The following is a 26,596-nucleotide window of genomic DNA, read 5'->3' on the forward strand; positions in this document are numbered from 1 at the left end:
AGTGCCCGCCGGGCGGGGGACCAAGGTCACCACGCGGGAGGCCGTCCGGCACTGCCTGGGAAAGGGTTCGAAACGGTGTGATGGGGATGTGAGGGAAAGACCCAGCCCGACCTGAAAGGGGCTCGTTATGGCCACCACCACCCCCGTCAAGCCCGTCCACACGACCCTGACCGCCGACGGCAGACGCCCCGTCGACTACGTCTGGGCCATCGCCAGGATCGCGCTGGGCTGGACCTTCCTGTGGGCGTTCCTCGACAAGACCTTCGGCCTCGGCTTCGCCACCACCGCCGAGAAGGCGTGGCTGGCGGGCGGCAGCCCCACCACCGGCTTCCTGAAGGGCACCGAGGAGAACGCGCTCGGCGGCTTCTTCACCGCACTCGCCGGTCAGCCCTGGGTCGACTGGCTGTTCATGGCCGGACTGCTCGGCGTCGGCGCCGCGCTCATGCTGGGCGTGGGCCTGCGAGTGGCCGCCGTCGCCGGCGGCCTGATGCTGATGCTCATGTGGGCGGCCGCGCTGCCCCTGACCACCAACCCGTTCATGGACGACCACATCATCTACACGATCGTCCTCGCCGGTCTGGCCCTGGCCAACGCCGGCACCACCCTCGGCCTGGGCAACCTGCCGATCATCCAGCGGAACCCGTACCTGCGCTGACCTCCCGCCTCATCAGCACCGCCGCGCCCGCCCCCACCGGGGGTGGGCGCCCGTCGTGTGCGGGTGCGAGACTGACCCTTATGAGGGAGAGTGAGCAGAGCCCGTTGCTGCCCAGCATGCGTCTCGACGACCTCCTGGCGGAGCTGCAGGTGCGCCTGCAGGCGGTGCTGGCCACCCGCGACCGGGTGCACGCCCTGATGGAAGCTGTCGTCTCGGTGGGCAGCGACCTCGACCTGGAGACCGTGCTGCGGCGCATCGTGGAGACCGCCACCAGGCTCGTCGACGCCACCTACGGGGCGCTGGGCGTGGTCGGCCAGGAGAGCACCCTCATCCAGTTCATCCCGGTCGGGCTGAGCGAGGAGGAGATCGCCAAGATCGAGCACTGGCCCCACGGGCTCGGCCTGCTCGGCCTGCTCATCAAGGACGCCAGGCCACTGCGGCTGGGCCGCATCTCCGACCATCCCGAGTCCTACGGCTTCCCGCCCGGCCACCCGCCCATGGGCACCTTCCTGGGCGTGCCCGTACGGGTGCGCGACGAGGTGTTCGGCAACCTCTACCTGACGGAGAAGCGCGGCGGCGGCGAGTTCGACGAGGAGGACGAGGCCATCGTCATCGCGCTGGCCACCGCGGCCGGCGTCGCCGTCGAGAACGCCCGCCTGTACGAGGAGACGCGCCGGCGCGAGACCTGGCTGCAGGCCTCCTCCGAGATCACCACCCGCCTGCTGTCCGGCGCCGCCCCGCACGAGGTGCTCAGCATGATGGCGACCCGCGCCCACCAGATGACCGGCGCCGACCTCGTCCAGGTCCTGCTGCCGGGTCCCGACGGGAAACGGCTGCACGTCGAGTACGCCGAGGGCGACGGCGGCCAGGAGACCACCGGCATCACCTTCGGCCTCGACGACAGCCCGGCCGGCCAGGTGTTCCGCACCGGCCACGCCGCCACCGCCGACGACCTGCACGACCGCGACTCCGAGCTGCGCGAGCTGGGCTACGGCCCCGAGCTGCTGATCCCGCTCGGCTCCGGCCAGACGGTGCGCGGCGTGCTGGCCCTGGCCAAGTGGAGCGGGCGGCTGCCCTTCAGCGCCGCCGACCTGCGCATGCTGGAGGCGTTCGCCGGCCAGGCCGCCATCGCGCTGGAGCTGGCCGAGACACGCCGCCACGCCGAGCGGCTCGGCCTGCTCGAAGACCGCGACCGCATCGCCAAGGACCTGCACGACGTCGTCATCCAGCGGCTGTTCGCGATCGCGATGACGCTCATGAGCACCGTCCGCCTGGTCGACCGGCCCGAGGCGTCCAACCGGCTCCAGCAGGCCGTCAACGAGCTGGACGAGACCATCCGCCAGATCCGCTCCACCATCTTCGCCCTCCAGGCCACCCCCGAGACCACCGGGCCCACCCTGCGCGGCCGGATCGTCGACCTGGTCGAGTCGGCCCGCGGCCACCTCGGCTTCATGCCCGGCCTGCGGATGGAGGGCCAGATCGACAACCAGGTGCCGGAGGAGGTCGCCGAGCAGGTGCTCGCCGTGCTGCGCGAGATGCTCTCCAACATCGTCAGGCACGCCAAGGCCAGCAGGGCAGGCGTGGCGGTGGAGGTCACGGGCGACGGGCTGACGCTGACCGTGCACGACAACGGGGTCGGCATCCCCGCCGAGGGCCGCCGCAGCGGCCTGCGCAACCTGGAAGAGCGCGCCACCCGGCTGGGCGGCACGTTCGAGATCAGCTCTCCGGACGAGGGAGGGTCGTCGCTGCGCTGGCGTGTCCCCCTATGATGCGCCGGCCGCTGATCCGCTCGGCCTCGACCACGATGTAGTGGTCCTTGCTGCCGGGCGCCCACGGGGTCAGCGGCAGCGAGGCCAGGCGCGACATCTCGCCGGGGTCGGTCACGGCGCGCGCGTGCCCGACGGCGGTCACGGACCAGCCGGTGCGCAGCTCCGGGTCGAACTCGTCGACCTCGAAGGCCACGACGGCCTGCCGGGTGGCGGCGGCCAGCTTGGAGCCGATGCCGGTACGGATGACGATCCGCTCGCCGTCCAGCAGGAACGCCACGGGCTGCACCGCGGGAAGGGCGCGATCGGTGAAGACGATCCGCCCGATGGGCGTCGACGACATCAAACGCAGGCACTCCTCCCTGGAGAGCACCTGCAGGCCGGACGAATCGAGTTGCATGGGACCCAGCATTCCCCATAGGGAACGCACGTCATTAGGGGCGAAGGTCCCTTCATTCGCCCCGACCGGCACGAAGGCGTGCCGCCAGCGCCGCGGCTTGGGTGCGCCGCTGCATGTTGAGCTTGGACAGCAGATTGGACACGTAGTTCTTGACCGTCTTCTCGGCCAGGAACAGCCGCTCGCCGATCTGCCGGTTGGTCATCCCCTCGCCGATCAGGTCGAGGATGTGGCGTTCCTGCTCCGACAGGGCGGCCAGCGGGTCCTGCTTGGCGGCCTGGTCGCGCAGCCGCTGCAGCATCGCCGCGGTGGTCTGCGGGTCCAGCAGCGACTGGCCGGAGGCCACCGTGCGCACCGCGCCCACCAGGTCGGAGCCGTGGATCTGCTTGAGCACGTAACCGGCGGCTCCCGCCATGACCGCGTTGAACAGCGCCTCGTCGTCGGCGTACGACGTCAGCATCAGGCACGCCAGGCCCGGCACCTTGGAGCGGACCTCACGGCACACGTCGACGCCGTTGCCGTCGGGCAGGCGCACGTCGAGCACGGCCACGTCCGGCCGGAGCGCCGGGATCCTGGCCACCGCCGACTCGGCGGTGCCCGCCTCGCCGATGACCTCGATGTCGTCCTCCGAATCGAGCAGGGCGGCGACACCGCGCCGGACCACCTCGTGATCGTCGACGAGGAACACGCGAATCATGACTCCGACGTTAGCACCCTCACCCTGGACCGAAAGAGGCTTAGGTCCCCTTCGACCCAGGCAGTACGGCCCTGTCCATCGCTCCGGACCTCGTCGGATCATGAAAGCAAGGACCCGCGTCCCGGCTGAGGATCTTGCCGGGGATAAGGTCGGGACCAGGGGAGAGGAAGGACACGTACATGATCATCGTGGGGGTCGACGGGTCGAGGGCCGGGCTGGAAGCCACGGCGTGGGCCGCCAGGGAGGCGGCGCTGCGCGAGGTGCCGCTGACGATCGGGCACGCCATCGCCGGCTGGGCGGTCGAGACCGGCGCCGGCGGCCGCTACGCCGAGGTCGCGGCGTGGATGCGGCAGGGCGGCGAGTCCGTGCTGGCCACGGCCGCCGAGCGGGCCCGGCGCGAACGGCCGGGCATCTCCGTGAAGACCGTCCTGCTGCCCGGCGACCCGCGCGGCGCCCTCATCGACGCCGCGCGCGAGGCCCAGCTGCTCGTCGTCGGCAGTCACGGGCTCGGCGCCGTGCGCGGCCTGCTGGTCGGCTCGGTCGCGCACGGCGTGGCCGGCCAGGCCACCTGCGACGTCGTCGTCGTCCGCGAGCTGCCCGCGCAGCCGCGCGACGAGGTCGTGGCCGGCGTCGACGGCTCGCCCGCCTCCAGCCGCGTTCTCGCTTTCGCCTTCGCCGAGGCGGAGCTGCGCGGCCACGCCCTGCGCGTCGTGCACGCCTGGTCCTGGACCGGCCTCGAGCCGTCCGACGGCGAGGGACCCGAACGGGCCGTGCTGCGCGACGCGCTCGCCGGCCACCGCGAGAACCACCCCGGCGTGCACGTCATCGAGGAGATCGTCCAGGGACACCCCGTCGAGGTGCTCAGGGAGGCCGCGACCGGCGCGGGCCTGCTCGTCGTCGGCACCCACGGCTACGGCACGTTCGCCGGCATGGTGCTCGGCTCGGTCAGCCAGGCGATGCTCCAGCACTCCCCGGCCCCGCTGGCCGTGGTCCGGTGCCGCACCGAGGCCCAAGGTCCCCGCCCCTGAGGACCTTGGCCACCACCGCCGGAGGCCGCCGCCCGTCAAGGTGGAGGTGATCTCAGGACTCCGAGGACGGGGGAGCGGCGGTGTCAGCGCAGGCGAAGGCCGGGCCGGACCATCACGACCAGCTCAGCGGCTACCTGGCCGGGATCGGCGGCACCCCGCTGCTGACCGCCTCGGAGGAGGTCGAGCTGGCCAGACGGATGGAGGCGGGCGCCTACGCCGCCCACCTGGTCGCCGAGCGCGGCCCCGACCCCGAGCTCGCGGCCGTGGCCGCCGACGGCTGGGCCGCCCGCGACCACATGATCCGCGCCAACCTGCGGCTGGTCGTCGCCATCGCCAAACGGTACGCCCACCGCGGGTTGTCGTTCGCCGACGTCATCCAGGACGGCAACCTGGGCCTGATCCGCGCCGTCGAACGGTACGACCACACCAAGGGCTACCGGTTCTCCACCATCGCCGCCTGGTGGATCCGCAAGGCCATCCAGCAGGGCATCGAGCACGCCCACACGGTGCGGCTGCCCATCGGCCTGCAGGACCGCCTGATCGCCGTCACCCGGGCCGAGATCGAGGCCACCCACCAGCTGGGCCGCCTGCCCACCGAGGCCGAGGTGGCCGCCAGGGCCGGCGAGGAGACCGCCAGGCTGGCGGCGCTGCGGCGCACCCCGCAGGACTGCGTCAGCCTCGACCTGGTCGTCCAGGACGGCCAGCACGCGATGACCCTCGGCGACATGATCGAGGACCCCGACGGCGAGCGGGCCGAGCAGGCGGTCGAGCGCGCGGAGCTCAAGCGGGTGCTCGCCGCCGCCCTCGGCGGGCTCGCGCCCCGCCAGCAGCTGATCCTCAGGCTCCGGTACGGGCTCGACGGGTACGAGGAGCACACCACCCGGCAGATCGCCGCGCGGATGGGGCTCACCTCTCACTGGGTACGCCGGCTGGAGAAGGAGTCGCTCACCAGGCTGCGCCGCTCCATGCGGCACCGCTGGACGCGCTGAGGAAGGGCCGGCTCAGTCGTCCTCGTCAGATCGTTCGATCTTGATGGTCCACTGGGCGGCGAGCGCGCCCATCGCGCTCAGCGCGGTCACGACGGGAGCGAGGACCAGCGCCCCCACGCCGACCGTCACCGGCACCTGCATGACGGTGTGACCGCGCGTGTCCCTGACGATGATCATGCGGGTGTTGCCCTCGTGGATCACGTTCTTGATCCGGTCGGTCAGCTCCGGCTTCTCCTCGGTGACGCTCATGCGCCGTGGCTCCTCCCACTCACGGTACGGCGATCGCCGCACGGTGAGGCTTCCCCTCGGCGAGAGCCTTGACCGTGGCGAGCTGTCCTCGGACGGCCAAGAAGTCCGATGTATCGGACAGCAGCAGGTAGATCAGCCCGAGCACCCCCGGACGGCACAGGATCCGCTGCCGCAGGACCAGCCGCGTGTGGCCGTCCTGCTCCCGCAGCTCCACGGCCCAGGTCACGGTGACGTGGAAGGCGTGCACGGCCATCACCAGAGTCCGGCCGGGCTCCTCCTCCACGACCTCGGCGCCCCGCCCGGCCAGCTCCGGCAGCAGGGGCCAGACGTCCTCGGGCGCGGCGGCGATGGTGACGGCCCGGGTGGCGATGACGTGCGGGCGCGGGATGACGGCGTCGCCCGGCATCGGGGCGCGCGCCTCTCCGGCGGTGGCCCCCCAGCGCAGCAGCCGCGGACGGACCAGCAGCCGGAAGGCCGCCAGCCCGGCGAGCGTCAGAACCGTCCACCTCATGGCATTCGTCCTCATGCCTCCATTCCATCAGGCGCGGGAGGCCGAGCTGCAGGGCCTTCCGTCCCTTCTTCGGCCGGAAAACCCGGTGCGGCCCGCCACGGGTCATTGCTAGCCTCCGCGGCATGCGTACCGCTCCGATCGAATAGCGCCCGGCACGAGGTTCCAGCCGCCTTGTGTCCGTACGCGCTAACGGAGTGTCACCACATGAACACCGCCCTCAGGCGGAACAAGAACTTCGCCCTGCTCCTGTCCGGCCAGATCGTCTCCAACGCCGGCGACCACATCCAGGGCTTCGCCTTCCTCCTCCTCGTGCTGGCCATGACCGGGTCGGCCGCGCAGAGCGGGCTCGTCCTCGGCGTCAACACCGCCGCCTACCTGCTCGTCGGGCTGGCCGCCGGCGCGCTCGTGGACCGGTGGGACCGCCGGCGCACCATGATCTGGTGCGAGCTCGGCCGCGCCGCCCTCGCCGCCGGCGTCGCCGCCGCGCTCTGGCTGGACCGGCTCACCCTGCCCCACCTGTACGCGGTCGCGGCGCTCGGAGGCGTGCTGCACGCGCTCTTCCAGTCGGCGAGCACGGCCGCGCTGCCCACCATCGTCGGCCCCGCCCAGCTCGCCCGCGCCCTCGCCGTCACCCAGGGGACGCTCAACACGCTGCGGGTCAGCGGCGCCACCCTCGCCGCGGCCGTCCACGGGCTGGGCCGGACCGTGCCGTTCGCCGTGAACGCCGTCTCGTTCGTCGCCTCGGCCGCCAGCCTGCGGCTCATGCGGGCGTCCTTCCAGGAGGAGACCCGCCCGCCGGGGCCCGGCAGCCTCGTCGCGGAGATCCGCGAAGGGCTGACCTGGCTGTGGCGGCAGCCGGTGATCCGCCTGTTCGGCCTGCTCCAGACCGGCGACATGCTCAGGTACGGGGCCGGCTACCTGGTCATCATCACCTTGGCACAGGGCGTGGGCGCCTCACCCCAGCAGATCGGGCTGATCTTCAGCGCGGCCGCCGCCGGGTCGCTGCTCGGCTCACTGCTGGCGGCCCGGCTCGCCGCCCGCTTCCCGATCGGCCGCCTCGCCGCGGCCATGCTGTGGGTGGAGGCCCTCGTCTTCCCCCTGTACGCGGCCGCGCCCGACGCCCTGCTCCTCGGCCTCGTCGCCTTCGCGGAATCGGTGCTGCCGCCCGTCTACTCGGTGGCCATGACCAGCCACCGCCTCGCCATCACCCCCGACCACCTGCGCGGCCGCACCTCGGCCGCCCTGGAGACGCTCACCATGGGCGCCCTGTCGGCGGGCACGATGGCGGGCGGCGCCATGATCGCCGCCTGGGGACCCAAGCCCGCCACCCTGACCCTGGCGGCCTGGCTCCTCCTCCTGGCCATCACCGCCACGACGGCCCCATCCGTCCGCCGGATCCGGTGACCCCTCGCCTCACTGGTTCGAACCCGGTGCTGTACACCCTGGATATCCTCCGCACCCACCCGTTGCCCCGGGCTTCCCTTGACCCCGCAGGCCCGTCCGTCCACGAAGGGCCCCGCTGCGCTCGGGCGTTCTTTGGTGCCGGGCTTCGCCCAGCCGGGACGGATGGCTCGAATTCCTTGACTCGGCGCGATGACGGGTGCGTCATCCGACGTCGTGCCGCTGACGCCGGGCGGCTGAACTTGATAGCCGTGCCCGCCTTCACCGGGCGACGTACTCTGCCAGCACGTTCGCCGCGCCCTCCGGATCGCGGCGGGACACCGGGCCGGGCACCGCACGCCTGCCCCGCCGTACCAGTCGAACGCTCGGACCGGGGTTGCCGCGCCGCCGCACAGATGCAGCCCTACGATCGCCACTGCATGGCTGAACCCCGTACGTGCTTGGGGGCGGTCGACGATCCAGGGTTCGTTTTCTCACCCTGGCTCACCGGAGAACGTGGCTCCAACTCCGTCCGTGCCTATTGTCGCTCAGGCGCATGTCGTCGAGGTGCTGCCCCTGTCGGTGACGGCTGCCATCATGCATGTGACTGATCACGGGAGTTACGGTGATGGACGTACACGAAGAATTTTGCTGGCTCGCAAAGCATGGCCCGTTCTATGACGTCTCCTGTGTCACCTTCGCCCGATCCCTCAGCCCTCGTGAGGCGTTGACGCGTCTAGGTGCAGACCGCAACGGGATCGGAGAGGTGACCTTCGAAGAGCACCAAGAACGAACGATGAGGTACATCGACTCGGACAACATGCGCACCAGCTATGTGGGCGCGCTAGAGATGAACGGCTGGACCGTTCTGATCCAGCTCTGGACTGGATCGATCGGCCTCAACAGGCGCCTACTCCGCAGCCTCTCTCAGGCGACTGAGGTGGTGTCGATTTATCGCAACCTCCATGCCACGGACTATTTCGTCTACGCGGTCGACAGTGAAGAGGTCACAAGCTTCGATCAATTGGTTCCTGATACACGCTGGGGCAGTGATCCCGACCGCCTGGTCAGCGAGATGTGCGAAGTCGGCCTGTCCTGGGAGGGGCCCGGCATCGACGCCCCCTTCCCCCGGTCTTTCGCCCTGGCGAAGAAGATCACCGGCCTTTCTTTCTCGGAGGACATGCTCAGCACACCATTTCTCGGTGCCGCGATCCGTGACTGATGACCGGATCCAACGCCCCTACAGTCGGTCGCGGTGACAGGTCAATGAGAACGTGTCATCCGTGCCATGAGCGTGCCATTAGCCCCGACCGGGCGACATGACGATTGCTCGCCGGGGACGAGCTAGAGGGGAGATGGGGCCAGGTGCCGCGTTCGCCATGCTCCCGGTCCGTTTTCCCCGACCTCCCGACGAACCCCTGAGGAGCCGCACCACGCCGCGTTCTGCCAACTCCGCCATCTGGCGCATCACGCCGACCGCAGTCTGTGTCAGGCCCGAGGGTCGACGTTCGGGTCTACTCTGGGGAAGGAGGACGGCATGATCGACAAGAGCGACCAGGCGGACCCCGGCGCAGACGACACCGACGGGCAGCGCTGGGGGCAGCGGACCTTCAGCCCCGAGGTGGTCGAGCGAGCCCACGAGGAGATTCGCCGCCAGGAGGCGGAGCGTCGTCGGCGATTGTTCGGCGACCGGCAGCCGTTCGCGGTTCCCGAGGACATCATCGACTTCGACTTCGAGCCGGAGGCTGGTGTGCCCGTCGACTACGCCTTGAGTCCCGTGGCGGCAACGGACGCCACGGGAGGGCGCATGTCGCACGAGCGGTGCTACGAGCTGTCGATCGCGGCGGCGCGGCAGCAGGGTTTCCTGACCCGTGCCCAACTGGCCCGGCTCGGGGTCGACGACGGTGAGCTGGACCGTCTCCGGGAGGCCGGGCTGCTGACCGAGCTCGACCACGGCGTCTACCAGCACGCCGCCAGCTCGGTGGCACTCAAATACGGCTATTCCTACGCCGTGTGGCTGGCGCTGGCTCCCGACCGGTTCCGCTGGGAGCGGCCGCAGACCGCGACCGACGACGCCGTGCTGTCGCACGAGTCGGCGGCCCGGCTGCTCGGCCTCGGGGCGCTCGCCGTGCCGCGGACGATCTTCACCGCGCCGGCCGAGCTGCCCGCGCCACGGGCCACGATCATCCATGTCGAACGGCTGGCGGCGGCAGACGTCACCATTGTCGAGGGCATTCCGGTGACCACGCCGTTCCGGACGATCCTGGATCTGATGCGGGGCTTCACCGACCACGACGACTTCGGGCGCGCGCTCCAGGAAGCCGTCCGGCGCGATCTGGTGGACCTTCAGGAGGTCTATGACGCCATGCTGCCACTCGCTCCGGCCCACAGTTTCCCGACCGCCGGACCGGATTTCGTCGCCTACTTCCTGCCGGACCTCGACCCGTCCGGACTGACGCCGAGAAACTTGCGGGCCTATGCAGAGCTGACGGCTGCCGACAGTGTCGCTGAAGCGCAGAGCCGGGTCGCCGTCCTGTTGGCCGAGCTGCGTTATCCGACCGGTGCTCAGGACTCTGCGGACGACGGGCTGAGCCGGCAGATCGCCGCCGAGATCGTCGGGCGGCTGCGCCGGTCTCGGTAGCGTCGACTCCCTGGAAGACGAGGCAGACTCAACTCTCTGAGTCTGCCCGTGCCGCTCCGCCACCACCGCTACCGCACGCCGACCGGCCGCTCGCTGCGAGGACGCGGGCGACTGACTCGCGAAGGTCAGCCGGCTCTGCCGCACTGAGCTGGAAGAGCAGCTCGTCCCGGTCGCGGACCGCTCGCGCAGTCCTGGGTCGCCGCACAAACCCATAAGCGCCGCCACCACCGCCGCGCCGCGCTCCTCGGGCGCCGCCGCGTAGGCCCGCACGAGGAGGTCGGCCTCGGACGGTACGCCGTGGTCGGTGTGCAAGGTGAAGTACGGATGCACAAGCGTGTTGTTGGGGATCTCCGGGTCTCGGTAGAGGCCGGGGTCCAGGACGCCGAGAGGTGACGGGAAACGGCCTTTCCCACGGCCTTCCGGCGCGAGGATAGTTGCGGGCAATCGGCTTGTAAGCGGGCTCCGAAGAATGGGTGACATGACAGATTTCTCTGTGGTGCGCAGAGTCGCCCCCGGCCGCACCAGTGCCGTCCTCGTACTCATCCTGCTTGTGCTCTCGGGATGCGGCTTCGCCGGTGGCGAGACCGGGGGCGCTGAGACCGCTCCAGCACCCGTGACCAGCCATACGACCAGCGAAAGTGCACCCGCTCAGGCGGAGAGCGCGCCGGCCCAGGAAGCGAATGACGAGCCTTCGACGGCGGTCGAGCCGGGCGGCACCCTGACCGACGGCAGCACGGTGTCGGCCGAACTGACCCGGGCGGGGCAGAAGGACAAGTTCACCCTGGACCTGGGCGACGCCAAGGAGTTCTACGTCGCCGACATGCAGGGGGACGACATCCAGTTACAGGTGTTCTCCGAAGTCGACGGCGAACCGCTGGGCCCGTCCAGCGTCGCGATGAGCTTCGGCACCTCGCTCTTCAAACTGACCAAGGTGGGCGGGCACCGGCTGGAGGTCTGGGGGAACACGAACGTCATAGGCGCGTACAGCTTCCGGATCGCGACCGTCAAGGTCCGCACCTTCCCCGTGGCGGTCGGCCTGCAGATCGGCGAGGGCAGCCCCGACGGGGCCGGGCGGCTGGACGTCCCCGGACGGATCGACCGCTTCGAGTTCGACTCCGACGGCGCGACGGCCGTCAAGGTCCTCGGCGGCGCGGGGGCGTGCACGGCCATCCAGCTGGAACTGTACGACGCCGCCGAGAAGAGCGTCGCCGACGCCCGGCAGCCTATCCCGCTGTGCGGCTACGAGTTCGACATCCCACTGTCGGGCGGGGACGGGCGCTATGCGCTGGTCGTCAGGTCGGGCGAGGCCAAGACCGGGGCGTACTCCTTCCAGATCGCGCGCGCCGGCTGAACGGTCAGGAACGGCGCAGGCTCCCGCGGTACTCCAGCGAGCCCGCGCCCTCCTGTCGTACGAGGTCCAGTGTCCCGGCGGCGTTCAGCGTGAGCGTCATGTCTCCGCCCGCGCACCGATCCCGCTGCGCCACGGCCATGTCGAGCACGGTGTCGCTCCTGACGCGAGTCAGCGTGGCCTGCTGGTCACAGTCGCCGTCGGCCCACGTCCCGGCGCTCTGCCCGCCCGGCAGGGTGACCGTGACCTCGACGCTCTTCTTACGGTTGTCCTGCGAGATGACCTGTCCCGTCCAAGTCCCCGCGAAGGCTTCGGGGATCCCGCCCGTCCCGGCCGTAGCCGATCTGGACGACGATGCCGGAGATGACGTCGAAGTCCGCCCGGAGGCCGATTCCCGGTCAGCGGGCGGATCGGACGCCGTCTGCGTCGTCGCCTCGCCGCCCTCGGCCGGGACGCCGATCGTCCCCGTCGCGTACAGCACACCGGCCGTCGCCAGAACCGCCAGGGTGATGGCGATCAACGGCAGGGCCGGCCGCATCCTCCGCCGGGTGACCGTCTCGCCGTACGAGAAGTCGCCCTGCCCCCGCACCGTCGATCCATCGAGGGGCGGCAGGGCCGGGCCGGATCCGGGCTCGGCCGGCAGCACCTTGGTCGGGCTCGGGGCCGGCCAGTCCGGGGGGACGTACGCGCTGGGAACCGGGCCGACGTCGGGAACCGTGACGGTGGAGGCTCCGGGGTCGACCAGGCGGATCAGCAGCGACCGGGCAGAGGGACGGGCCCGGGGATCCTTCGACAGGCAAGCGGCCAGGGTTTCGCGCAGGCTCTGCGGAATGCCGGAAAGGTCGGGCTCCAGGGTGAGAATGCGGTGGAAGACGGCGGCAACGGTGTCGCTGCCGAACGGCGCCCGCCCGGTCGCCGCATAGACCATGGTCGCGGCCCAGGCGAAGACATCGGCCGCTGAAGACCCGTACTCTCCCTTGAGCTGCTCAGGCGCCATGTACGGTGGCGTCCCCGACATCGTCGAGGTCGCCGTGCCGTCGCCGAGCGGCCGGGCGATGCCGAAGTCGACCACGCGTGGCCCGTCGGGACCGAGCAGCACGTTGGCGGGTTTGAAGTCCCGATGGACGACCCCGGCACCGTGGATGGCCGCGAGGGCGCTGGCCGTGCCGACCGCCAGCCGCTCCAGGTCGCCGTCCCGCAGGGGACCGCCCGCGCGTACCCGCTCCTGCAATGACGGGCCCGCGACGAATTCGCTCACCACGTACGGCACCGGCCCGTCAGGCTCGGCCTCCAGCACGCGGGCCGTGCAGAAGGGGGCCACCCGGCGGGCCGACTCCAGCTCCCTGGCCAGCCGGCGGCGGGTGTCGGGATCGTTCCCACCCCTGAGAACCTTGATCGCAACGCGGCCGCCGGACGCGCTCCGCCCCTCGTAGACGACCCCCTGTCCGCCCTCGCCCAAGCGTGCGACCACCTGGAACGCCCCGAGCACACGTGGGTCTCCCGGCTCCAACGGGCCAGCGGACATGATCTCCTCCACGCACGTTGGGCGAGCTGCCACCGGCACGCCGGGATTCTCCAGGATCATGTCAGATTTTAGTGACGATTCGTGGATCAAGCAGAAACGCCGGCGGCCCGCCCGGGAGTCGGGGCAGGCGCGCCGCAGTGCTTCCCTGTGTCCCACCTGAGGGCTGCCGGTCCGAGATCAGTGAGCTCCTCAGCGGTCGAGCCTGATGGAGGTGGGAAGACTCAGATTCACCGACCCTCGCCGAGGTTGATCGCCGGACACCTCCGGTGACTCGCCGACCGGCTTCACCCTCGTCCGAAGCTGGTCAGCCCCGTCATCGCTCGGCCGGCTCCTTGACCGCCACCGGAGCCTCGGCGTGCCTGCCCGCCGAGGGGCGGCCGGTGACGTAGGTGGCCAGCAGGAGCAGGAGGGCCGCCTGGGCGAGCATGCCGGGGGCCAGCGGCGGGGCGTCGCCGACCGACTTGGTGAACGCGTGCCACCATTGCCCGATCATCGACACTCCGTCGAGCGCGCCCGAGAAGGACCCCACCGTCATGTTGGCCGACACGTGCGCGAACACGCCGAAGGCCGAGGCGAGCAGCACCACGGCGGCGATCACCCGCACCGTGCCGGAGAGCCGGGTGGCCAGCAGCAGGAGAACGCCGACGGCGAGCAGCGTCAGCGCCGCCCACGGCACGAGCTGCTGGACGCTGCGCCAGTGGCGCTCCACGGCGAGCTCGAAGCCGGCGCCGAAGATGGCGATGACGGTCAGCGCGGCCAGGGCGCGCCGCACGAGCGTCGGGTTCACCGCGCACCCGCCGACGCCGCGACGAGGCTCGCACCGGCCGTGTGAGCCATGAGAGGCGCGTTCATTCTCACCGTTTTCATCGTGAAACCGTCTTTCCACGTCAGAGGCCTGCGCAACCCATGTTCGCCGGGCCGCCTGAAGACGACCTCTGTGGAACATGAAGACCATCTGAGAAAAGTGGTCAAGTGATGTCACGCCGCAGAGTGATGAACCGGGCGGCGAGCACCGCGGCGGCGATGTAACCGGCGAACAGCAGGCCGCCTCCCCAGGCCGGCAACAGCTCGCCGCCCGAGTCGAGTCGCATGCCGCCGAGCGCCCTGGCCGCCCCGGTCGGCAGCCACCGGAACACGTCGGGCACCAGCCAGGCCAGGAACGCGTCACCGTACATGAACAGCAGGCAGGCCAGGGCGATCGCGCCCACCTGGTGGCGGATCAGCGCGCCGAGCCCGACCCCGAGCAGCGCGTACAGGGTGCTGCCCAGCACCGCGCCGGTCAGCACCCACGGCACGTCGACGCTCAGCGCGGGATGCCCCTGCGACGACAGGAGCGCCGCACCCGCCACCAGCGTCGCGAGCGCCGACAGCGCCGAGACGACCAGCCCCACCAGCCCGTAGACGGCCAGCTTGGCCAGCACCACCCGGCCCCGGCGGGGGCTGGCGAGGAAGCTCCAGGTGATCGTCCCGTGACGGAACTCGCCGCACATCCCCAGGATGCCGATGATCATCGTGAACACGTACGCCTGCTGCGCCATGTTGTAGACGTTGGCCATCCGGACGGCGTCGGACGCGGCCGGCATCAGCGCGGGCAGGCAGGCCCACAGCGCGCAGAACAACGGGGTGACCGCCACCAGCACCCTGGTCGTGCGGCTCGCGCGGGCCTTGAGCAGCTCGGCCTTGATGAGGGGGATCATCCCGCCACCTCCAGGTAGAGATCTTCCAGACCGGCGCCGGCCAGGGGGCCGCTCCAGCGCAACCGCCCGGCGGCGATGATGACGACGTGGTCGGCGATCTGCTCGACCTCGGCCAGCACGTGGGTGGAGATCAGCACCGTGTGGCCCTCGTGGGCGTACGCCCGCAGGAAGCCGCGCAGCCAGCGCATGCCGGCCGGGTCGAGCCCGTTGGCCGGCTCGTCCAGGATGAGCGTGTCAGGCTCGCCGAGCAGGGCCGTGGCCAGGGCGAGCCGCTGGCGCATGCCCAGGGAGAAGCCGCCGACCCTCCGGTGAGCGGCCGCTTCGAGGCCGACCTGCTCCAGCACCCGGGCGACCCGGCCCGCAGGAAGGGCGGCCGCGATCCGTACGGCCTCCAGGTGGGTGGCGGCGGTGAGGCCGGGATGGAAGGACGTGGCCTCCAGGACCGCGCCCACCCGCTCCAGCGGGCGGGCGAGCTCGTGGTAGGGCACGCCGCCGAGGACGGCCTCGCCGGACGTCGGCCTGACCAGCCCGAGGAGCATGCGCAGGGTGGTGGTCTTGCCGGCGCCGTTGGGGCCTAGGAAGGCGGTGATCGTGCCCTCGGGCACGGTGAAGGACAGGTCGTCGACGGCCAGGACCTTGCCGAACGACTTGCGCAGACGATGGACGCGGATCGAGGTCATGCGCCTACGATCGGTGATCGCGGGGTCGTCGCGCATGGGAGCAGGGGTTGATTTCCGTTCTCCAACCACGGGTTGATGTGCGGTGCGCGGCCCGCGATTACCTTGGGGGACGTGGCATTTCTCCGCAGCCGGGCGGCCCGCGTCACGGGGTTCGCCCTCGTGGCCCTCTACCTGCTCTGGGGGCCCTTCGCGATCGCGCACTCCAGGGCGACGGCTCAGGAGACGCTGCTCGCGCTGCTCGTCGGCGTCACCACTTGGGGCTGCGCGATCTGGCTGCTCCACTCCCGCGCCGTCTCCGGCCACAACGTGCCACCGCTCCTGGTCACCGTCGTGGGGGCGGCGGCGATGCAGGCGATCGAGCCCTACACCGGTCTGGGCTTCGCCTTCTTCGCCGCCATCGCCGCGCCGCACAGGGTACGGCTGCGCGCCGCCGTCCCGCTGACCGCGCTCCTGCTGGCCGCCCTGCCGCTGGTGTCCTACCTGACCGGGTTCGACATGGCGGCGGCGTGGGGGATGACGGCAGGGATGGCCTACACGGTGGTGTTCTCGTTCCTGATCTGGCACGTGTCCACGACCAAGCGGCAGGCGGTCGAGGTGGCCGAGGCCCGCGCGGGCGAGGCGGTGCTGCAGGAGCGCGCCCGCCTGGCCCGCGAGGTCCACGACATCCTGGCCCACGCGCAGTCCGCGCAGATCGTCCACCTGGAAGGTGCCCGTGTCCTGCTCAGGACGGGCGCCGACCCGGCGCTTGCGCTCGACCGGGTGGAGCGGGCCGTCCACCTCGCCAGGGTCGGCCTGGAGGAGACCCGTCGCGCCCTCGACACGCTGCGCGGCAGGGACCTGCCGCTGCCGGAGCGCCTCGAACGGCTCGCCGCCGAGTTCCGCGCGACCACCGGGGCGTCGTGCGTGCTCACGGTCGACGCCGGGGTGGCCGAGCTGTCGGCGGAGGCCAAGCTCGCCGTCGCCCGCACCGCCCAGGAGGCGCTCACCAACGTCCGTAAGCACGCTCCCGGCGCGCCGGCCGAGGTGTCGCTGCGCCTGCTCGGCCGCTGGTGCGAGCTGGAGATCCGCGACGGCGGCGCCCCTGCGGTCCGCCCGCCCGGTCCCGGCCTCTCTGATACGGGAAGCCCTCCGGGCAACGGTCCTGCCCTGAGCAACGACAGCGCTCAGCAGGGGAACGGCATCGGGCACACGGCTGACTGGCTCCACCCGTCAGGCAGTGATGACACATGTTCGTCAGGCGACGCCGACATCGGGGGTGTCAGGGATGGGGTTGGTGAGGGAGCCGCGGAGCCGGGCGGGCAGATGGCCGCGAGAAGCGGTGCGGGTTACGGGCTGATCGGCATGCGTGAGCGGGCAGAGCTGATCGGGGGGTCGCTGACGGCGGGGGCCGACGACGGAGGGTTCGCGGTGGTGCTGCGGGTGCCGGCATGACGGTGCGCGTGCTCGTGGCCGACGATCAGACCGTCGTGCGCGAAGGATTGGTGCTGCTCCTGGGGTTGCTCCCGGACACCGAGGTGGTGGGCGCCGCCGGTGACGGCGAGGAGGCGGTCAGGCTGGTGGCCCAACTGGCCCCGGACGTCGTGCTGATGGACCTGCGCATGCCTCGCATGGACGGGGTCGCGGCGACGCGGATCATCCGACGGGAGCACCCCTGTACGGAGGTCGTGGTGCTGTCGACGTACTCCGACGACGAGTCTGTGTTCGCGGCCTTGAGGGCCGGGGCTCGGGGTTACCTGACGAAGGACACCGACGCCGAATCCCTGGCCAGGGCCATCTCGGTGGTGGCTGACGGCGAAGCACACTTCGCGCCCCCAGTGCAACGCCGCCTGGCGGAAACTGTCGCGGGCGGCCCCGGGGATGGCGAGGTCCTGAGCTCTGGAGCGGGACCAGGTATCGAGGAGCGGTGGGGGTACGCGGGGCCTGGGAACGTCCACGCGGGTGGGGATGGGCGGGGATTCGGCGCGGGTGGGGGTGTTGATATTGGACGGGGGTTCGGTACTGGCGTGGGGCGGGGTTTCGGCGCGGGCGGGGACACTGATGTTGGACGGGGGTTCGGCACTGGCCGGGGCGCTGATGTCGGACGAGGTTTCGACAAAGGCGGGGGCGCTGATGTCGGACAGGGCTTCAGCAGGGGCCGGGACATCAACGGGCGGCGGAGGGGTGCAGCGGGGCGGGGTGACCAGGCCGGGCCGGGGAATGTTCAGCCGAGGCGGCCTGACGGGCTGACACAGCGGGAGGTGGAGGTGCTCGGGCTGATCGCCCAGGGCCGGTCCAATGCGGAGATCGCTGGGCAACTCCACATCTCCGAAGCCACCGTGAAGACCCACATCAACAACCTGTTCGCCAAAACCCGGGTCCGCGACCGCGCCCAAGCCGTCACCTACGCCTTCCGTCAAGGTCTGGCCCCGCCATGAGGACCGGAGTTCAATACCGCTGGTAGGTCAGTGCTTGATCCCGCTATGGGGACGGGACATCAGGTGCGGGCGTCGTACTGCTGGTGGGTCGATGGTCTGGTCCTGCCATGAGGGCGGGACGTCAGCGAGCGCCGTACCGCTGGTAGGGCGGTGCTCTGGTCCTGCATGGGGACGGGATGTCGGGTGCGGGCGTTGTGCTGCTGGTGGGTCGGTGGTCTGGTCCTGCATGGGACGGGATGTCCGGTGCGGGCGCCGTACCGCTGTCAGGCCAGTGGTCTGGCGATGCGGTGGGACGAGGTGTCGGTTCCGCTCGCGGGTGGCCCGACTGTGAAGCGGGAGGAGTTCAGCGCGGGGACACTTCGCCGGGTTCGTGATGCTCGCTGAGGAGGTGCTTCCGGCCCCAGTCGCCGAGCGGTGCCAGCGCTTCGTTGAGGGAGACGCCGAGCGGGGTGAGGGTGTAGGCGACCCGGCGCACCGCTCCTTCGAAGGCCTCGTCGCGGGAGACGATGCCGTCGTTCTCCAGCTCGCGCAGATGGGTGGTGAGGACTTTCTCGGTGACGCCGGGGATGCCGCGGCGCAGCTCGCCGAACCGGAGCGGGCCTTCGTCCAGGGCCCAGAGGATGAGCACCTTCCACTTGCCGCCGACCACGTCGATGGCCGCGTCGATGCCGCACACGTACGTGTCTCGCCTGGTCATGCACTTACCTTAAGGTAACCACCCACAAAAGAGTGCGTACTTGATCATGGTCCAGGGCGTGCCCGAACCTGGTGGACATGGATACCGGCATCACCTCGAAGACTCCCATCACCCTCCTGGGCCTCGGCGACATGGGGACCGCGCTCGCCCACTCCTGGCTCGCCGCGGGGCATCCGCTGATCGTGTGGAACCGTACCCGGGAGAAGGCCGAACCGCTCGTACGGGACGGCGCGCGGGCGGCGGACACGGCGGCGGAGGCGATCGCGTCGGCCGCCGGTCCCGTCGTCCTCTGCCTGCTGGACGACGACTCCGTGGGCGAGACCCTGGACGGCGCCGACCTGAACGGCAAGGACATCGTCAACCTGACCACCGGCACCCCCGCCCAGGCCGGGCGGCGTGCCCACTGGGTGAGCGAGCGCGGGGCCCGTTTCCTGGACGGCGGGATCATGGCCGTCCCCCCGATGATCGGCCGTCCGGAGACCGGCGGCTACGTGTTCTACAGCGGCGACCGGGAGCTGTTCGACCGCCACCGCGAGGCGCTGGAGGTCCCGGCCGGGGCGGAGTTCGTCGGCGAGGACCCCGGCCACGCGGCGCTGCACGACATCGCCCTGCTCAGCGCGATGACCGGCATGCTCGCGGGCATCACCCACGCCTTCGCCCTGGTGAGCCGGGAGAAGGACCTCGACCTGGCCAGGTTCGCCGGGCTGCTCGCGGAGTGGCTCGGCGCGATGGCGGGCAGCAGCCAGGAGATGGCCGCGCAGCTGGTGAGCGGCGACTACACCGAGGGCGTCACCTCCAACCTCGCCATGATGACGGCGGGCAACGACGCGCTCCTGGCCACGGCGCGGGATCAGGGCGTGGATTCCCGGCTGCTCGTCCCGTACATGGAGCTGATGCGCCATCGGGTGGCCCAGGGGCACGGCGACGAGGGCCTGGCGGGCCTGGTGTCCCTGCTTCCGGCGGCTCACTAGGAGCGGGGCGGCTCTCGCCGGAGGCCCGCGATGACCATGTCGATGAGCAGCTCGTAGCTTTCGTCCAGGTCCTCCGGCAGCTGGAAGGCGCCGCCGGTCTCCAGCACCGCGAACCCGTGGGCGGCGGCGCGCAGGCAGCGCGCGGCGTGGATCGCCTGCGACCCTTCCAGGTCGTACGCGCGCAGCGCGGCCAGCAGGATGTCCACCAGCCGCTCGGCGATCGCGGCGGTGGCGGGCTCCGGGGACTGGAGGATGGCGGCGTAGCGGTGCGGGTTGCGGACCACGTACGCGCGCCAGGCCCGCATGAGCGCCCGCAGCGCGTCGTCGCCCGAGCGGCCGAGCACGGCCGCGTTCCCGTGCTCGGCGAACTCCTCCATGACCTGGCCGGACACCAGCACCCGCAGCTCGGCGAGGTTGCGCACGTGCTTGTAGAGCGACGGCGGCGCCACCCCGGCGCGGGCGGCGACCGCGGCGAGCGTGAGCGCGGCCGGCCCCGACTCGTCCACGATCTCCAGCGCGAGGCCGACCACCGCCTTGGCCGAGAGCGCGGCCCTAGCCATCCAGCCGCTCCTTCAGGAAGGTCAGGATGGCCCCGGCGACCTCGTCGGGATACTGCGCGTGCGGGTAGTGGCCCGCGCCCTCGATCATCACGACCTGGCCGATCCCGTCGGGCATCCCGGCGACCACCCCCTCGGCCTCGGCGCGCGGGTCGTTCCAGTCGGGGTCGGCCGTGCCCATGACGACCAGCGCGGGGGAGCGGACGCCGGCCAGCTGGGCGCCGGCGTCCTTGGGCGCGGCCATGCCCATCTTGCTGATCACCGCCATCCGGCCGGGCCTGCTCAGGTCGCGGCCCAGCTCGTCCAGATAAGCGGCGAAGTCGGCGGGCTTGCGGCCCGGGTAGGCGTGGTGCAGGTAGCGCTTCCACAGGCCGAGGCTGCGCAGCGTCCCGGTGGCCATCAGCAGCGACATGCCCTTGCGGTAGGCGGGGTTGCGCACGAGCCCGCCCAGGTCCGGCTGCTGGGGGCGGGTGAACGGGGCGATCTCCACCACGGCGCGCACCAGCTCGGGCTCCCGCGCGGCGGCGATGGTGGCCGCCCCGCCGGAGAACGAGTGACCCACGATCACGGCGGGCCCGCCCAGGTGGCGGATCAGGGCCAGGAGGTCGTGCGCGGTGTCGGTGCGCGAGTAGGAGGACCAGCCGAGCGTCGAGTCGCCGTGGCCGCGCAGGTCGGTGACCGCCACCCGGTATCCGGCGGCGGCCAGCCGCGGCGCCAGGAACCGGTAGGCGGCGCGGTCGTTGCCCATGCCGGGCGCCAGCACGACGAGCGGGCCCTCCCCGGACACCTCGTATCCGAGCCGCCCGCCTTCCAGTTCCAGTGTCTCTGCCATGGTCCCGCCTCCAGCTACGATGTATAGCTTGAAAGCTAATGTCATTAGCCAGCGATGTCAAGGATCCGGGTCTGTCTCGGCCGCCCGGCCCGGCGTAGGCTACGGGCATGTCGCGGCTGGCGATGGCGGACGAGCTGCTGATCCTGGCCCTGTGCGCGTCCGCCGACGGATGGGTCATCGGTCGCGACGGCAAGGTCAGGCTGCCGCCACACCTCGACCTCGGGCTGGCGGCGGCCGAGCTCGCCCGGCACGGCCCGCAGCCGGGCCTGCCGCAGCGGATCGTCAGCGTCGCGGCGGGCCGCCCTCACCTGCGGCGGATCGCGGCGCTGCGCGAGCAGGGCAGGGTCGTCGTCTGCGAGCGGCCGGCGCGCGGGCTCTTCCACGACCGGACGGTGACGCGGCTGTCGGCGCCCGAGTACGGAGCCGAGTACGCGATCGTCGACCGGCTGCTCACCGCCCTGCGCGGCCTGCCCGCGCACCACGACACGGTGGCCCTGCTGGCCATCATGCGCGCCTGCGACCTGCACCGCCGGTGGTTCCGCGACCTGCCCAGGCGGGAGCGGGCACGCAAGATCGACGGGCTCACCAGGGACCACTGGCTGCGGGTGGCCGTCGAGTCGGCGATCGTCGCCGAGCTCGCCTGGCCCGCCGCCGCCAACGGCACGCTCTAGCGGCTCTCCGCTGATCAGCCGCGGCTAAGCTGGTCGCCATGGAACTGCCGCCGGTGGTGGCGCGGATGTGGGGGCGCGAGCCGGTGCCGCGCCGCGGCCCGAAACCGCGGCTCGACCTGGCGCGCATCGTGGCCGCCTGCATCGAGATCGCCGACGCCGAAGGGCTGGGCGGCGTCTCCATGGCCACCGTCGCCTCCCGCGTCGGCGTGGCCACCATGGCGCTCTACCGCTACGTCGGCAGCAAGGCCGAGCTGCTGACGATCATGGCCGACAGCGCCGCGCCCGACCCTCCCGAGCGTGACGGCCTGCCCTGGCGCGACTACCTCGCTCGGTGGGCCCGTGCCAACCGCGACTTCCTGCTGGCCCGGCCCTGGCTGCTCTCCGTCGACCGGTCCGTCCCGCCCGCCGGCCCGCGCGCCATGCTCTGGCTGGACCGGGCGCTGGCCGCGCTCGGCGACGCCGGGCTGGACGCGGGGGAGCGGGTCCGCGCCGCCACCACGCTCTCCGGGTACGCGGCCTCCGACGCCATGCTCACGTACGCGATGCGCGCCCCCGCCCCGGACGGCTACGACGGCCTCTCCGGGGCCGCAGACTACGGCCAGATGCTGGACGCGCTGCTCGACCCCGCGACCTACCCGGCGCTGTCGGCGGCCGTGCGGGAGGGCGCGTTCCGCGGGGCGGAGGGCTGGACGGACGACGCCGACTTCACCTTCGGCCTGGACCTGCTGCTCGACGGCGTCGAGGCGCTCGTCGCGCGCCGCGCCCGCTGACCTGTCAGTGTCCCGGCCAGCCCGCCCGCGGGGCCGGGGCGTCGACGGCCAGCACCTGGCCGGTGCGCGGGCCGCCGAACGGGTCGGACGGGTTCCACTCGGCGGCCACGACATACAGCGTCCGCCCGTCCAGGCCGCCCAGCATGCACGCGAACGGGCCCCGGTCCAGCTCGACCCGCTCCAGCACCTCGCCGCCCTCGCGCACCCGTACCACCTCGTTGCCCCCGGTCGAGGTCCACACCGCGCCTTCCGCGTCCATGCAGATCCCGTCGGGGCCCAGCCCGGAGGCCCAGGTGCGGCGGTTCGACAGGCTCCCGTCGGACGCGACGTCGAACGCCGTGAGCGTGCCGGTGAACGACTCGGCGATGATCAGCGTACGGCCGTCCGGTGAGACGACCATGCCGTTGGGGAACGCGATGTCGCCGGCCACCTGCCGGGCCCGCCCGTCGGGGGTGATCAGCGCGATGTAGCCGGGCACGAAGTCCGGTCGCTCGTGCAGCGGCGTGTCCATGCCGTCGGCCATGGCCTTCTCCAGGAAGGCGAGGAAGTCGAAGTCGGCGCCGTTGACGTAGACGTTGCCGCGGCCGTCGACCACGATCTCGTTGAAGCCCGAGGGCAGGCCGCCCAGGTCGGCGTGCGGGACCAGCGAGCCGTCGGCCTCCCGGCGCAGCAGCCGGCCCCGGTCGGTGTTCTTGGGCACGATCAGCATCCGGCCGTCGGGCAGCCAGTCGATCGAGTGGGCGCCGACCCCGGGCTCGGAGAACACGACCTCGGCCCGGCCGTCCGGGCTCAGGGCGATCACCTCGTCGTCCCCCCAGTTGCAGAACCAGAGCCGGCCGTCGTGCCAGCGCGGCGACTCGCCGATGCCCAGGCCGTCCATCAGGATGCGCGGTGCCGTCATGGTCTCGTCCCTCTCGTGGTCGTGGGTCTCACTCCCTACACGAACGGCTCCCGCCCGGATCGACACACGCGCCGATGACGTCCAGGAGAATCTCGAAATCGGCGTCCCGCACCTCCCGCGCGTGGTGGCCGAACCGGCCGGCGGCCTCACTGGCGGCGTACCCGAGCACGGCGGTGCTGATCAGCCGCTCGGCGCGGGCGGCCCGCTCGTCGTCGAGCCCGGCTTCGCGCAGCGCCGCGAGCACGCCGTCGCGCACCCGCCGTGCCTGGTCCGTCTCGGCGGGCCGCCGCAGCAGCAACGGGAACACCGCCGGATGGCGGCCGGCCGAGGCCCTGACCGCGGTGGCCGTCAGAGCCAGCCGTTCCCGCCACGGCAGGCCGGGGTCCGGCGGCGGGAACTCGGTCAGCAGCGCCTCCACCAGCCCGTCGAGCAGGTCGTCCTTGCTTCGTACGTGCCGGTAGAGGGCCATCGCGGTGACGCCGAGCCGGGCGGCGACGGCCTGCATGGTCACGGCGTCGAGGCCGTGCTCGTCGGCGACCTCCAGCGCGGCGGCCAGGACGGCGGGACGACTGATCTGCGCGGGTCTGCCCATGGCGTAAGTATATGACGTACGCTTACCTCATACACAAACGGGAGGCGGCCATGCGGATCCTGCTGTCGGACGGGTCGGGCGTCACCTCGCGGCAGTGCGCCACCGTGCTGTCGCGGGCGGGGCACCACGTCGAGGCGCTCTCGCCCGATCCGCGCTGCCTGTGCGCGTTCACCCGGCATGTCCGCCGCGTGCACCGGGTGCCCTCCTACGGCGCCGACCCGTACGGCTGGCTGGAGGCCGCCACAGCTGTCTACCGGCGGGGCGGGTTCGACGTGCTGCTGCCGACGCAGGAACAGGTCGCGGTGCTGTCGCGGGAAGGCGGAGCCGGCACCGCCACCGCCGTGCCGCCCTTCGCGGCGCTCGCCGCGGTGCAGGACAAGGTGTCCGCACATGCCACGCTGGCCCGGTTCGGGCTGCCGCAGCCGGCGTCCGCCGTCGTACGCGACCTGGCCGGGTGGGACGGCTATCCCGCGTACGTGAAGCGGCCGATCGGCACCGCCGGCAGCGGCGTGCGGCGGCTCGCCGGGCCGGGGGAGCCGCTCGGCCCGGCGTGGGACGGCGAGCCGGAGCTGCTGGTGCAGCGGGAGGTCCAAGGGCCGCTGGCCATGGTGCAGTCGGTGTTCGACACCGGGGCGCTCGTGGCCTTCCACGCCTGCCTGCGGGTGCGGGAGGGCGCCAGGGGCGGCGCCGGGCACAAGCGCGGGGTGGCGCTGCCGGAGGTGCGCGAGCACCTGCGGGCCCTGGGCGAAGGGCTCGGCTGGCACGGCGCGCTGTCGGCGGACGTGGTGCTGGGCGCGGACGGGCCGGCGTTCATCGACGTCAACCCGCGCCTGGTCGAGCCGGTCAACGCCCTGCTGTCGGGGGTCGACCTGATCACGCCCCTGCTCGACCTGGCGCTGGGGCGGGCGGCCCGGCCGCAGCCCGCCGCGGTGCCGGGCGTGCGGACGCACCAGCTGCTGCTCGCCGTCCTGGGCGCGGCCTCGCGCGGCCGCGCCGCGGTGCTGGCCGAGCTGGCGGGCGCCGTGCTCCGCCGCGGTCCCTACGGGGGAGGCACGGAGGAGCTCACGCCGGGCTTCGACCCGCGGGCCATGGCCCTGGTGGCCGCCGCGGCCGGGGCCACGCTGGTGCGCCCGGCCGCCTGGCGGTGGTTCGCCTCGGGCAGCGTGACCGCGTACGCCCTCGAACCTGAGGGCTGGCGGCTCATCACGGGCGCGGCCCGGTGAACCGCAGCCGCATGGCCGGGTCGTGGGTGCGTACGAAGCCCAGCGAGGCGTAGAGCGGCTCGCCCTCCGCGGAGCTGCGCAGGTCGACCGTGGCGATGCCGCGCTCGCGATACCACTCGACCAGGGCGGTCACGCAGGCCCGCGAGTAGCCGCGCCGCCGGTGCTCCGGGTGGGTGGCGACGTTGAAGATGTAGCCGACCAGGCCCTCGGGGGCGCCCGGCCCGCCGAGCCGCTCCTCGACCGTGCCGGTCGCGCACGCGGCCAGCCCGCCGCCCGGCGCGTCCACCACGAAGGCGAGCATCCGCGGGTCCGGCTCGTCCAGCCGCGCCCGCAGTCTCCGCTCGGCCGCCTCGCGCCACCCGTCGTCCGCCGGCTCGCGGCCGGTCATGCTCGCCAGCATCACCGCTCGCAGCCGTACCAGCTCCGCGGCGTCCGCCGCCGTCGCCTTGCGCGCTCTGACCATCCCCCCGACGTTAGCGAGGCCGCTCGCCGGCGGGCAACGGGCTTTACCCGGCCAGGGCGCGGCGCAGGGCGGCGCCGAGTTCGGCGATCTGCCGCTGTGACACCTCGGCCGACAGGATGGCCTGCGAGCCGTGGAAGGTGCCGGACCACTGGTGCAGCTCGACCGACACGCCGGCCTGGAGCAGGCGCAGCGCGTACTCGATGTCCTCGTCGCGGTTCGGGTCGAGCTCCGCCGTGGCGATGTAGGCCGGCGGCAGGCCGGACAGGTCGGTGGCCCGCGCCGGTGCGGCGTACGGCGTGGCGGGCGCGGAGCCCAGGTAGTGTCCCCACGCCGCGGTGACCTTGGCGCGGTTCATCCAGGGCGTGTCGGTGAAGTTCCGCGCCGACCACGTCTGCTGCCGGTCGTCGAGGCCGGGCTGGTTGAGCAGCTGGAAGCGGATCGGCGGCCCCTGCTGGTCACGCGAGCGCAGCGCCATCGCCGCCGCGAGCCCCGCCCCGGCGCTGTGACCGCCGACCGCGATCCGGGCCGGGTCGAAGCCCAGCCCGGCGGCGTGCTCGGACGCCCAGGCCAGCACCGCGTAGCCGTCGTCCAGGGCCGCGGGGAAGGGGTTCTCGGGGGCCAGGCGATAGCCCACCGAGATCACCGTCGTGCCGGAGACGTCCGCGAGCCTGGCCGCCCACGGGTGCTCGGTGTCCACGTCGCCCATGACGAAGCCGCCGCCGTGCAGCCAGATGATCGCGCCCTGCGCCCCGTGCGGGCGGTAGAGCCGTACGGGCACGCCGGGGTCGGCGGGCACCGTGTGGTCCTCGACGTCCATGTTCGAGGTGTCGGGCGCCGGGACCGAGGTGGCGAGTTCGGCGAAGCTCTTGCGCTCGACGACCGGGTCGGTCAGGTCGGCGCGGGGGAACAGCGGGATGAACGCTTCGAGTTCGGGATCCATGC

General features: G+C 72.1%; 29 protein-coding genes. 14 read left to right on the forward strand and 15 right to left on the reverse strand.

Going from position 1 to position 26,596, the window contains the following annotated elements; all coding sequences use genetic code 11:
- The first annotated feature begins 127 nt into the window (after positions 1 to 127).
- Both ACZ6YG_RS13215 and ACZ6YG_RS13220 read left to right on the forward strand, forming a co-directional pair.
- The gene (locus ACZ6YG_RS13215; protein WP_148031866.1) at positions 128 to 655 is read left to right on the forward strand and encodes a hypothetical protein; all 528 of its coding nucleotides are present in this window, start codon (positions 128 to 130) and stop codon (positions 653 to 655) included.
- Positions 656 to 735: 80 nt separating this feature from the next.
- Entirely contained in the window at positions 736 to 2,424 is a 1,689-nt protein-coding gene (locus tag ACZ6YG_RS13220) for a GAF domain-containing sensor histidine kinase (RefSeq protein ID WP_148031865.1), read from the forward strand.
- Here ACZ6YG_RS13220 and ACZ6YG_RS13225 read toward each other — a convergent pair.
- On the reverse strand, positions 2,372 to 2,821 hold the full coding sequence (locus ACZ6YG_RS13225) for a pyridoxamine 5'-phosphate oxidase family protein (RefSeq protein ID WP_148031864.1): 450 nt from the start codon (positions 2,819 to 2,821) through the stop codon (positions 2,372 to 2,374). The two genes, ACZ6YG_RS13220 and ACZ6YG_RS13225, sit on opposite strands and share 53 nt — an antisense overlap.
- A gap of 52 nt (positions 2,822 to 2,873) precedes the next feature.
- Positions 2,874 to 3,515 (reverse strand): response regulator, encoded by a 642-nt coding sequence (locus ACZ6YG_RS13230; RefSeq protein ID WP_148031863.1) that lies wholly within the window; start codon positions 3,513 to 3,515, stop codon positions 2,874 to 2,876.
- A gap of 179 nt (positions 3,516 to 3,694) precedes the next feature.
- On the opposite strand from ACZ6YG_RS13230, the gene ACZ6YG_RS13235 reads away from it, so the two are divergent.
- Positions 3,695 to 4,543, forward strand: coding sequence for a universal stress protein (locus ACZ6YG_RS13235; protein ID WP_466018095.1), 849 nt, complete (start codon positions 3,695 to 3,697; stop codon positions 4,541 to 4,543).
- 80 nt (positions 4,544 to 4,623) lie between these two features.
- The gene (locus tag ACZ6YG_RS13240) at positions 4,624 to 5,532 is read left to right on the forward strand and encodes a sigma-70 family RNA polymerase sigma factor (RefSeq protein WP_466018096.1); all 909 of its coding nucleotides are present in this window, start codon (positions 4,624 to 4,626) and stop codon (positions 5,530 to 5,532) included.
- Between the two features lie 12 nt (positions 5,533 to 5,544).
- On the opposite strand, the gene ACZ6YG_RS13245 is transcribed toward ACZ6YG_RS13240, so the two are convergent.
- Positions 5,545 to 5,781: a DUF4342 domain-containing protein gene (locus tag ACZ6YG_RS13245; protein WP_364236517.1), complete on the reverse strand. Its 237-nt coding sequence runs from the start codon at positions 5,779 to 5,781 to the stop codon at positions 5,545 to 5,547.
- 19 nt (positions 5,782 to 5,800) lie between these two features.
- Entirely contained in the window at positions 5,801 to 6,292 is a 492-nt protein-coding gene (locus ACZ6YG_RS13250; protein ID WP_148031860.1) for a hypothetical protein, read from the reverse strand.
- Positions 6,293 to 6,496: 204 nt separating this feature from the next.
- On the opposite strand from ACZ6YG_RS13250, the gene ACZ6YG_RS13255 reads away from it, so the two are divergent.
- From ACZ6YG_RS13255 to ACZ6YG_RS13270, 4 genes are all read left to right on the forward strand, one after another.
- A complete protein-coding gene (locus ACZ6YG_RS13255) occupies positions 6,497 to 7,696 on the forward strand; it encodes an MFS transporter (RefSeq protein WP_466018097.1) in 1,200 nt (399 codons plus the stop codon).
- 604 nt (positions 7,697 to 8,300) lie between these two features.
- Positions 8,301 to 8,894 (forward strand): DUF6461 domain-containing protein, encoded by a 594-nt coding sequence (locus tag ACZ6YG_RS13260; protein WP_466018098.1) that lies wholly within the window; start codon positions 8,301 to 8,303, stop codon positions 8,892 to 8,894.
- A gap of 315 nt (positions 8,895 to 9,209) precedes the next feature.
- Entirely contained in the window at positions 9,210 to 10,313 is a 1,104-nt protein-coding gene (locus tag ACZ6YG_RS13265; protein ID WP_466018099.1) for a type IV toxin-antitoxin system AbiEi family antitoxin domain-containing protein, read from the forward strand.
- Positions 10,314 to 10,791: 478 nt separating this feature from the next.
- Positions 10,792 to 11,664 (forward strand): hypothetical protein, encoded by an 873-nt coding sequence (locus tag ACZ6YG_RS13270; protein WP_466018100.1) that lies wholly within the window; start codon positions 10,792 to 10,794, stop codon positions 11,662 to 11,664.
- Between the two features lie 4 nt (positions 11,665 to 11,668).
- On the opposite strand, the gene ACZ6YG_RS13275 is transcribed toward ACZ6YG_RS13270, so the two are convergent.
- The 4 genes from ACZ6YG_RS13275 to ACZ6YG_RS13290 form a co-directional block, all read right to left on the reverse strand.
- A complete protein-coding gene (locus ACZ6YG_RS13275) occupies positions 11,669 to 13,186 on the reverse strand; it encodes a serine/threonine-protein kinase (protein ID WP_187281183.1) in 1,518 nt (505 codons plus the stop codon).
- Positions 13,187 to 13,499: 313 nt separating this feature from the next.
- A complete protein-coding gene (locus ACZ6YG_RS13280) occupies positions 13,500 to 13,973 on the reverse strand; it encodes a hypothetical protein (RefSeq protein WP_261808580.1) in 474 nt (157 codons plus the stop codon).
- 181 nt (positions 13,974 to 14,154) lie between these two features.
- Entirely contained in the window at positions 14,155 to 14,883 is a 729-nt protein-coding gene (locus ACZ6YG_RS13285) for an ABC transporter permease (RefSeq protein WP_466018101.1), read from the reverse strand.
- On the reverse strand, positions 14,880 to 15,563 hold the full coding sequence (locus tag ACZ6YG_RS13290; RefSeq protein ID WP_466018102.1) for an ABC transporter ATP-binding protein: 684 nt from the start codon (positions 15,561 to 15,563) through the stop codon (positions 14,880 to 14,882). The genes ACZ6YG_RS13285 and ACZ6YG_RS13290 overlap by 4 nt, the downstream gene beginning before the upstream one ends.
- A 111-nt stretch (positions 15,564 to 15,674) precedes the next feature.
- On the opposite strand from ACZ6YG_RS13290, the gene ACZ6YG_RS13295 reads away from it, so the two are divergent.
- Together ACZ6YG_RS13295 and ACZ6YG_RS13300 are read left to right on the forward strand one after the other, a co-directional pair.
- Positions 15,675 to 16,994, forward strand: a complete 1,320-nt coding sequence (locus ACZ6YG_RS13295; RefSeq protein WP_466018103.1) for a sensor histidine kinase — start codon at positions 15,675 to 15,677, stop codon at positions 16,992 to 16,994.
- Positions 16,991 to 17,977 carry a response regulator gene (locus ACZ6YG_RS13300; protein ID WP_466018104.1) on the forward strand — a complete coding sequence of 329 codons (987 nt, stop codon included), beginning with the start codon at positions 16,991 to 16,993 and terminating at the stop codon, positions 17,975 to 17,977. The genes ACZ6YG_RS13295 and ACZ6YG_RS13300 overlap by 4 nt, the downstream gene beginning before the upstream one ends.
- 343 nt (positions 17,978 to 18,320) lie before the next feature.
- Here ACZ6YG_RS13300 and ACZ6YG_RS13305 read toward each other — a convergent pair whose 3' ends face one another.
- Entirely contained in the window at positions 18,321 to 18,674 is a 354-nt protein-coding gene (locus ACZ6YG_RS13305; RefSeq protein ID WP_219545834.1) for a winged helix-turn-helix transcriptional regulator, read from the reverse strand.
- A gap of 77 nt (positions 18,675 to 18,751) precedes the next feature.
- Between ACZ6YG_RS13305 and ACZ6YG_RS13310 the strand changes: the two genes are divergently transcribed.
- Positions 18,752 to 19,645: an NAD(P)-dependent oxidoreductase gene (locus ACZ6YG_RS13310; protein ID WP_466018105.1), complete on the forward strand. Its 894-nt coding sequence runs from the start codon at positions 18,752 to 18,754 to the stop codon at positions 19,643 to 19,645.
- On the opposite strand, the gene ACZ6YG_RS13315 is transcribed toward ACZ6YG_RS13310, so the two are convergent.
- Both ACZ6YG_RS13315 and ACZ6YG_RS13320 read right to left on the reverse strand, forming a co-directional pair.
- Positions 19,642 to 20,205, reverse strand: a complete 564-nt coding sequence (locus ACZ6YG_RS13315; protein ID WP_466018106.1) for a TetR-like C-terminal domain-containing protein — start codon at positions 20,203 to 20,205, stop codon at positions 19,642 to 19,644. The genes ACZ6YG_RS13310 and ACZ6YG_RS13315 overlap by 4 nt on opposite strands.
- Entirely contained in the window at positions 20,198 to 21,034 is an 837-nt protein-coding gene (locus tag ACZ6YG_RS13320; RefSeq protein ID WP_466018107.1) for an alpha/beta fold hydrolase, read from the reverse strand. Before ACZ6YG_RS13320 ends, ACZ6YG_RS13315 begins: the two co-directional genes overlap by 8 nt.
- Positions 21,035 to 21,141: 107 nt before the next feature.
- On the opposite strand from ACZ6YG_RS13320, the gene ACZ6YG_RS13325 reads away from it, so the two are divergent.
- Positions 21,142 to 21,705 (forward strand): GPP34 family phosphoprotein, encoded by a 564-nt coding sequence (locus tag ACZ6YG_RS13325; protein WP_466018108.1) that lies wholly within the window; start codon positions 21,142 to 21,144, stop codon positions 21,703 to 21,705.
- A 38-nt stretch (positions 21,706 to 21,743) separates the two neighbouring features.
- Positions 21,744 to 22,475 carry a TetR/AcrR family transcriptional regulator gene (locus ACZ6YG_RS13330; RefSeq protein ID WP_271280330.1) on the forward strand — a complete coding sequence of 244 codons (732 nt, stop codon included), beginning with the start codon at positions 21,744 to 21,746 and terminating at the stop codon, positions 22,473 to 22,475.
- 4 nt (positions 22,476 to 22,479) lie between these two features.
- Here ACZ6YG_RS13330 and ACZ6YG_RS13335 read toward each other — a convergent pair whose 3' ends face one another.
- Both ACZ6YG_RS13335 and ACZ6YG_RS13340 read right to left on the reverse strand, forming a co-directional pair.
- The gene (locus ACZ6YG_RS13335) at positions 22,480 to 23,376 is read right to left on the reverse strand and encodes an SMP-30/gluconolactonase/LRE family protein (RefSeq protein ID WP_466018109.1); all 897 of its coding nucleotides are present in this window, start codon (positions 23,374 to 23,376) and stop codon (positions 22,480 to 22,482) included.
- 28 nt (positions 23,377 to 23,404) lie between these two features.
- Positions 23,405 to 23,968 carry a TetR/AcrR family transcriptional regulator gene (locus tag ACZ6YG_RS13340; RefSeq protein ID WP_219545841.1) on the reverse strand — a complete coding sequence of 188 codons (564 nt, stop codon included), beginning with the start codon at positions 23,966 to 23,968 and terminating at the stop codon, positions 23,405 to 23,407.
- A 50-nt stretch (positions 23,969 to 24,018) separates the two neighbouring features.
- Here ACZ6YG_RS13340 and ACZ6YG_RS13345 point away from each other — a divergent pair, with 50 nt between their 5' ends.
- Positions 24,019 to 25,191, forward strand: a complete 1,173-nt coding sequence (locus ACZ6YG_RS13345) for a hypothetical protein (protein ID WP_466018110.1) — start codon at positions 24,019 to 24,021, stop codon at positions 25,189 to 25,191.
- On the opposite strand, the gene ACZ6YG_RS13350 is transcribed toward ACZ6YG_RS13345, so the two are convergent.
- Positions 25,172 to 25,654: a GNAT family N-acetyltransferase gene (locus tag ACZ6YG_RS13350; protein ID WP_466018111.1), complete on the reverse strand. Its 483-nt coding sequence runs from the start codon at positions 25,652 to 25,654 to the stop codon at positions 25,172 to 25,174. The two genes, ACZ6YG_RS13345 and ACZ6YG_RS13350, sit on opposite strands and share 20 nt — an antisense overlap.
- Before the next feature lie 43 nt (positions 25,655 to 25,697).
- Positions 25,698 to 26,594, reverse strand: a complete 897-nt coding sequence (locus ACZ6YG_RS13355; RefSeq protein ID WP_466018112.1) for an alpha/beta hydrolase — start codon at positions 26,592 to 26,594, stop codon at positions 25,698 to 25,700.
- Between the last annotated feature and the right edge of the window lie 2 nt (positions 26,595 to 26,596).

Source organism: Nonomuraea sp. NPDC054003 (genome assembly GCF_055585125.1).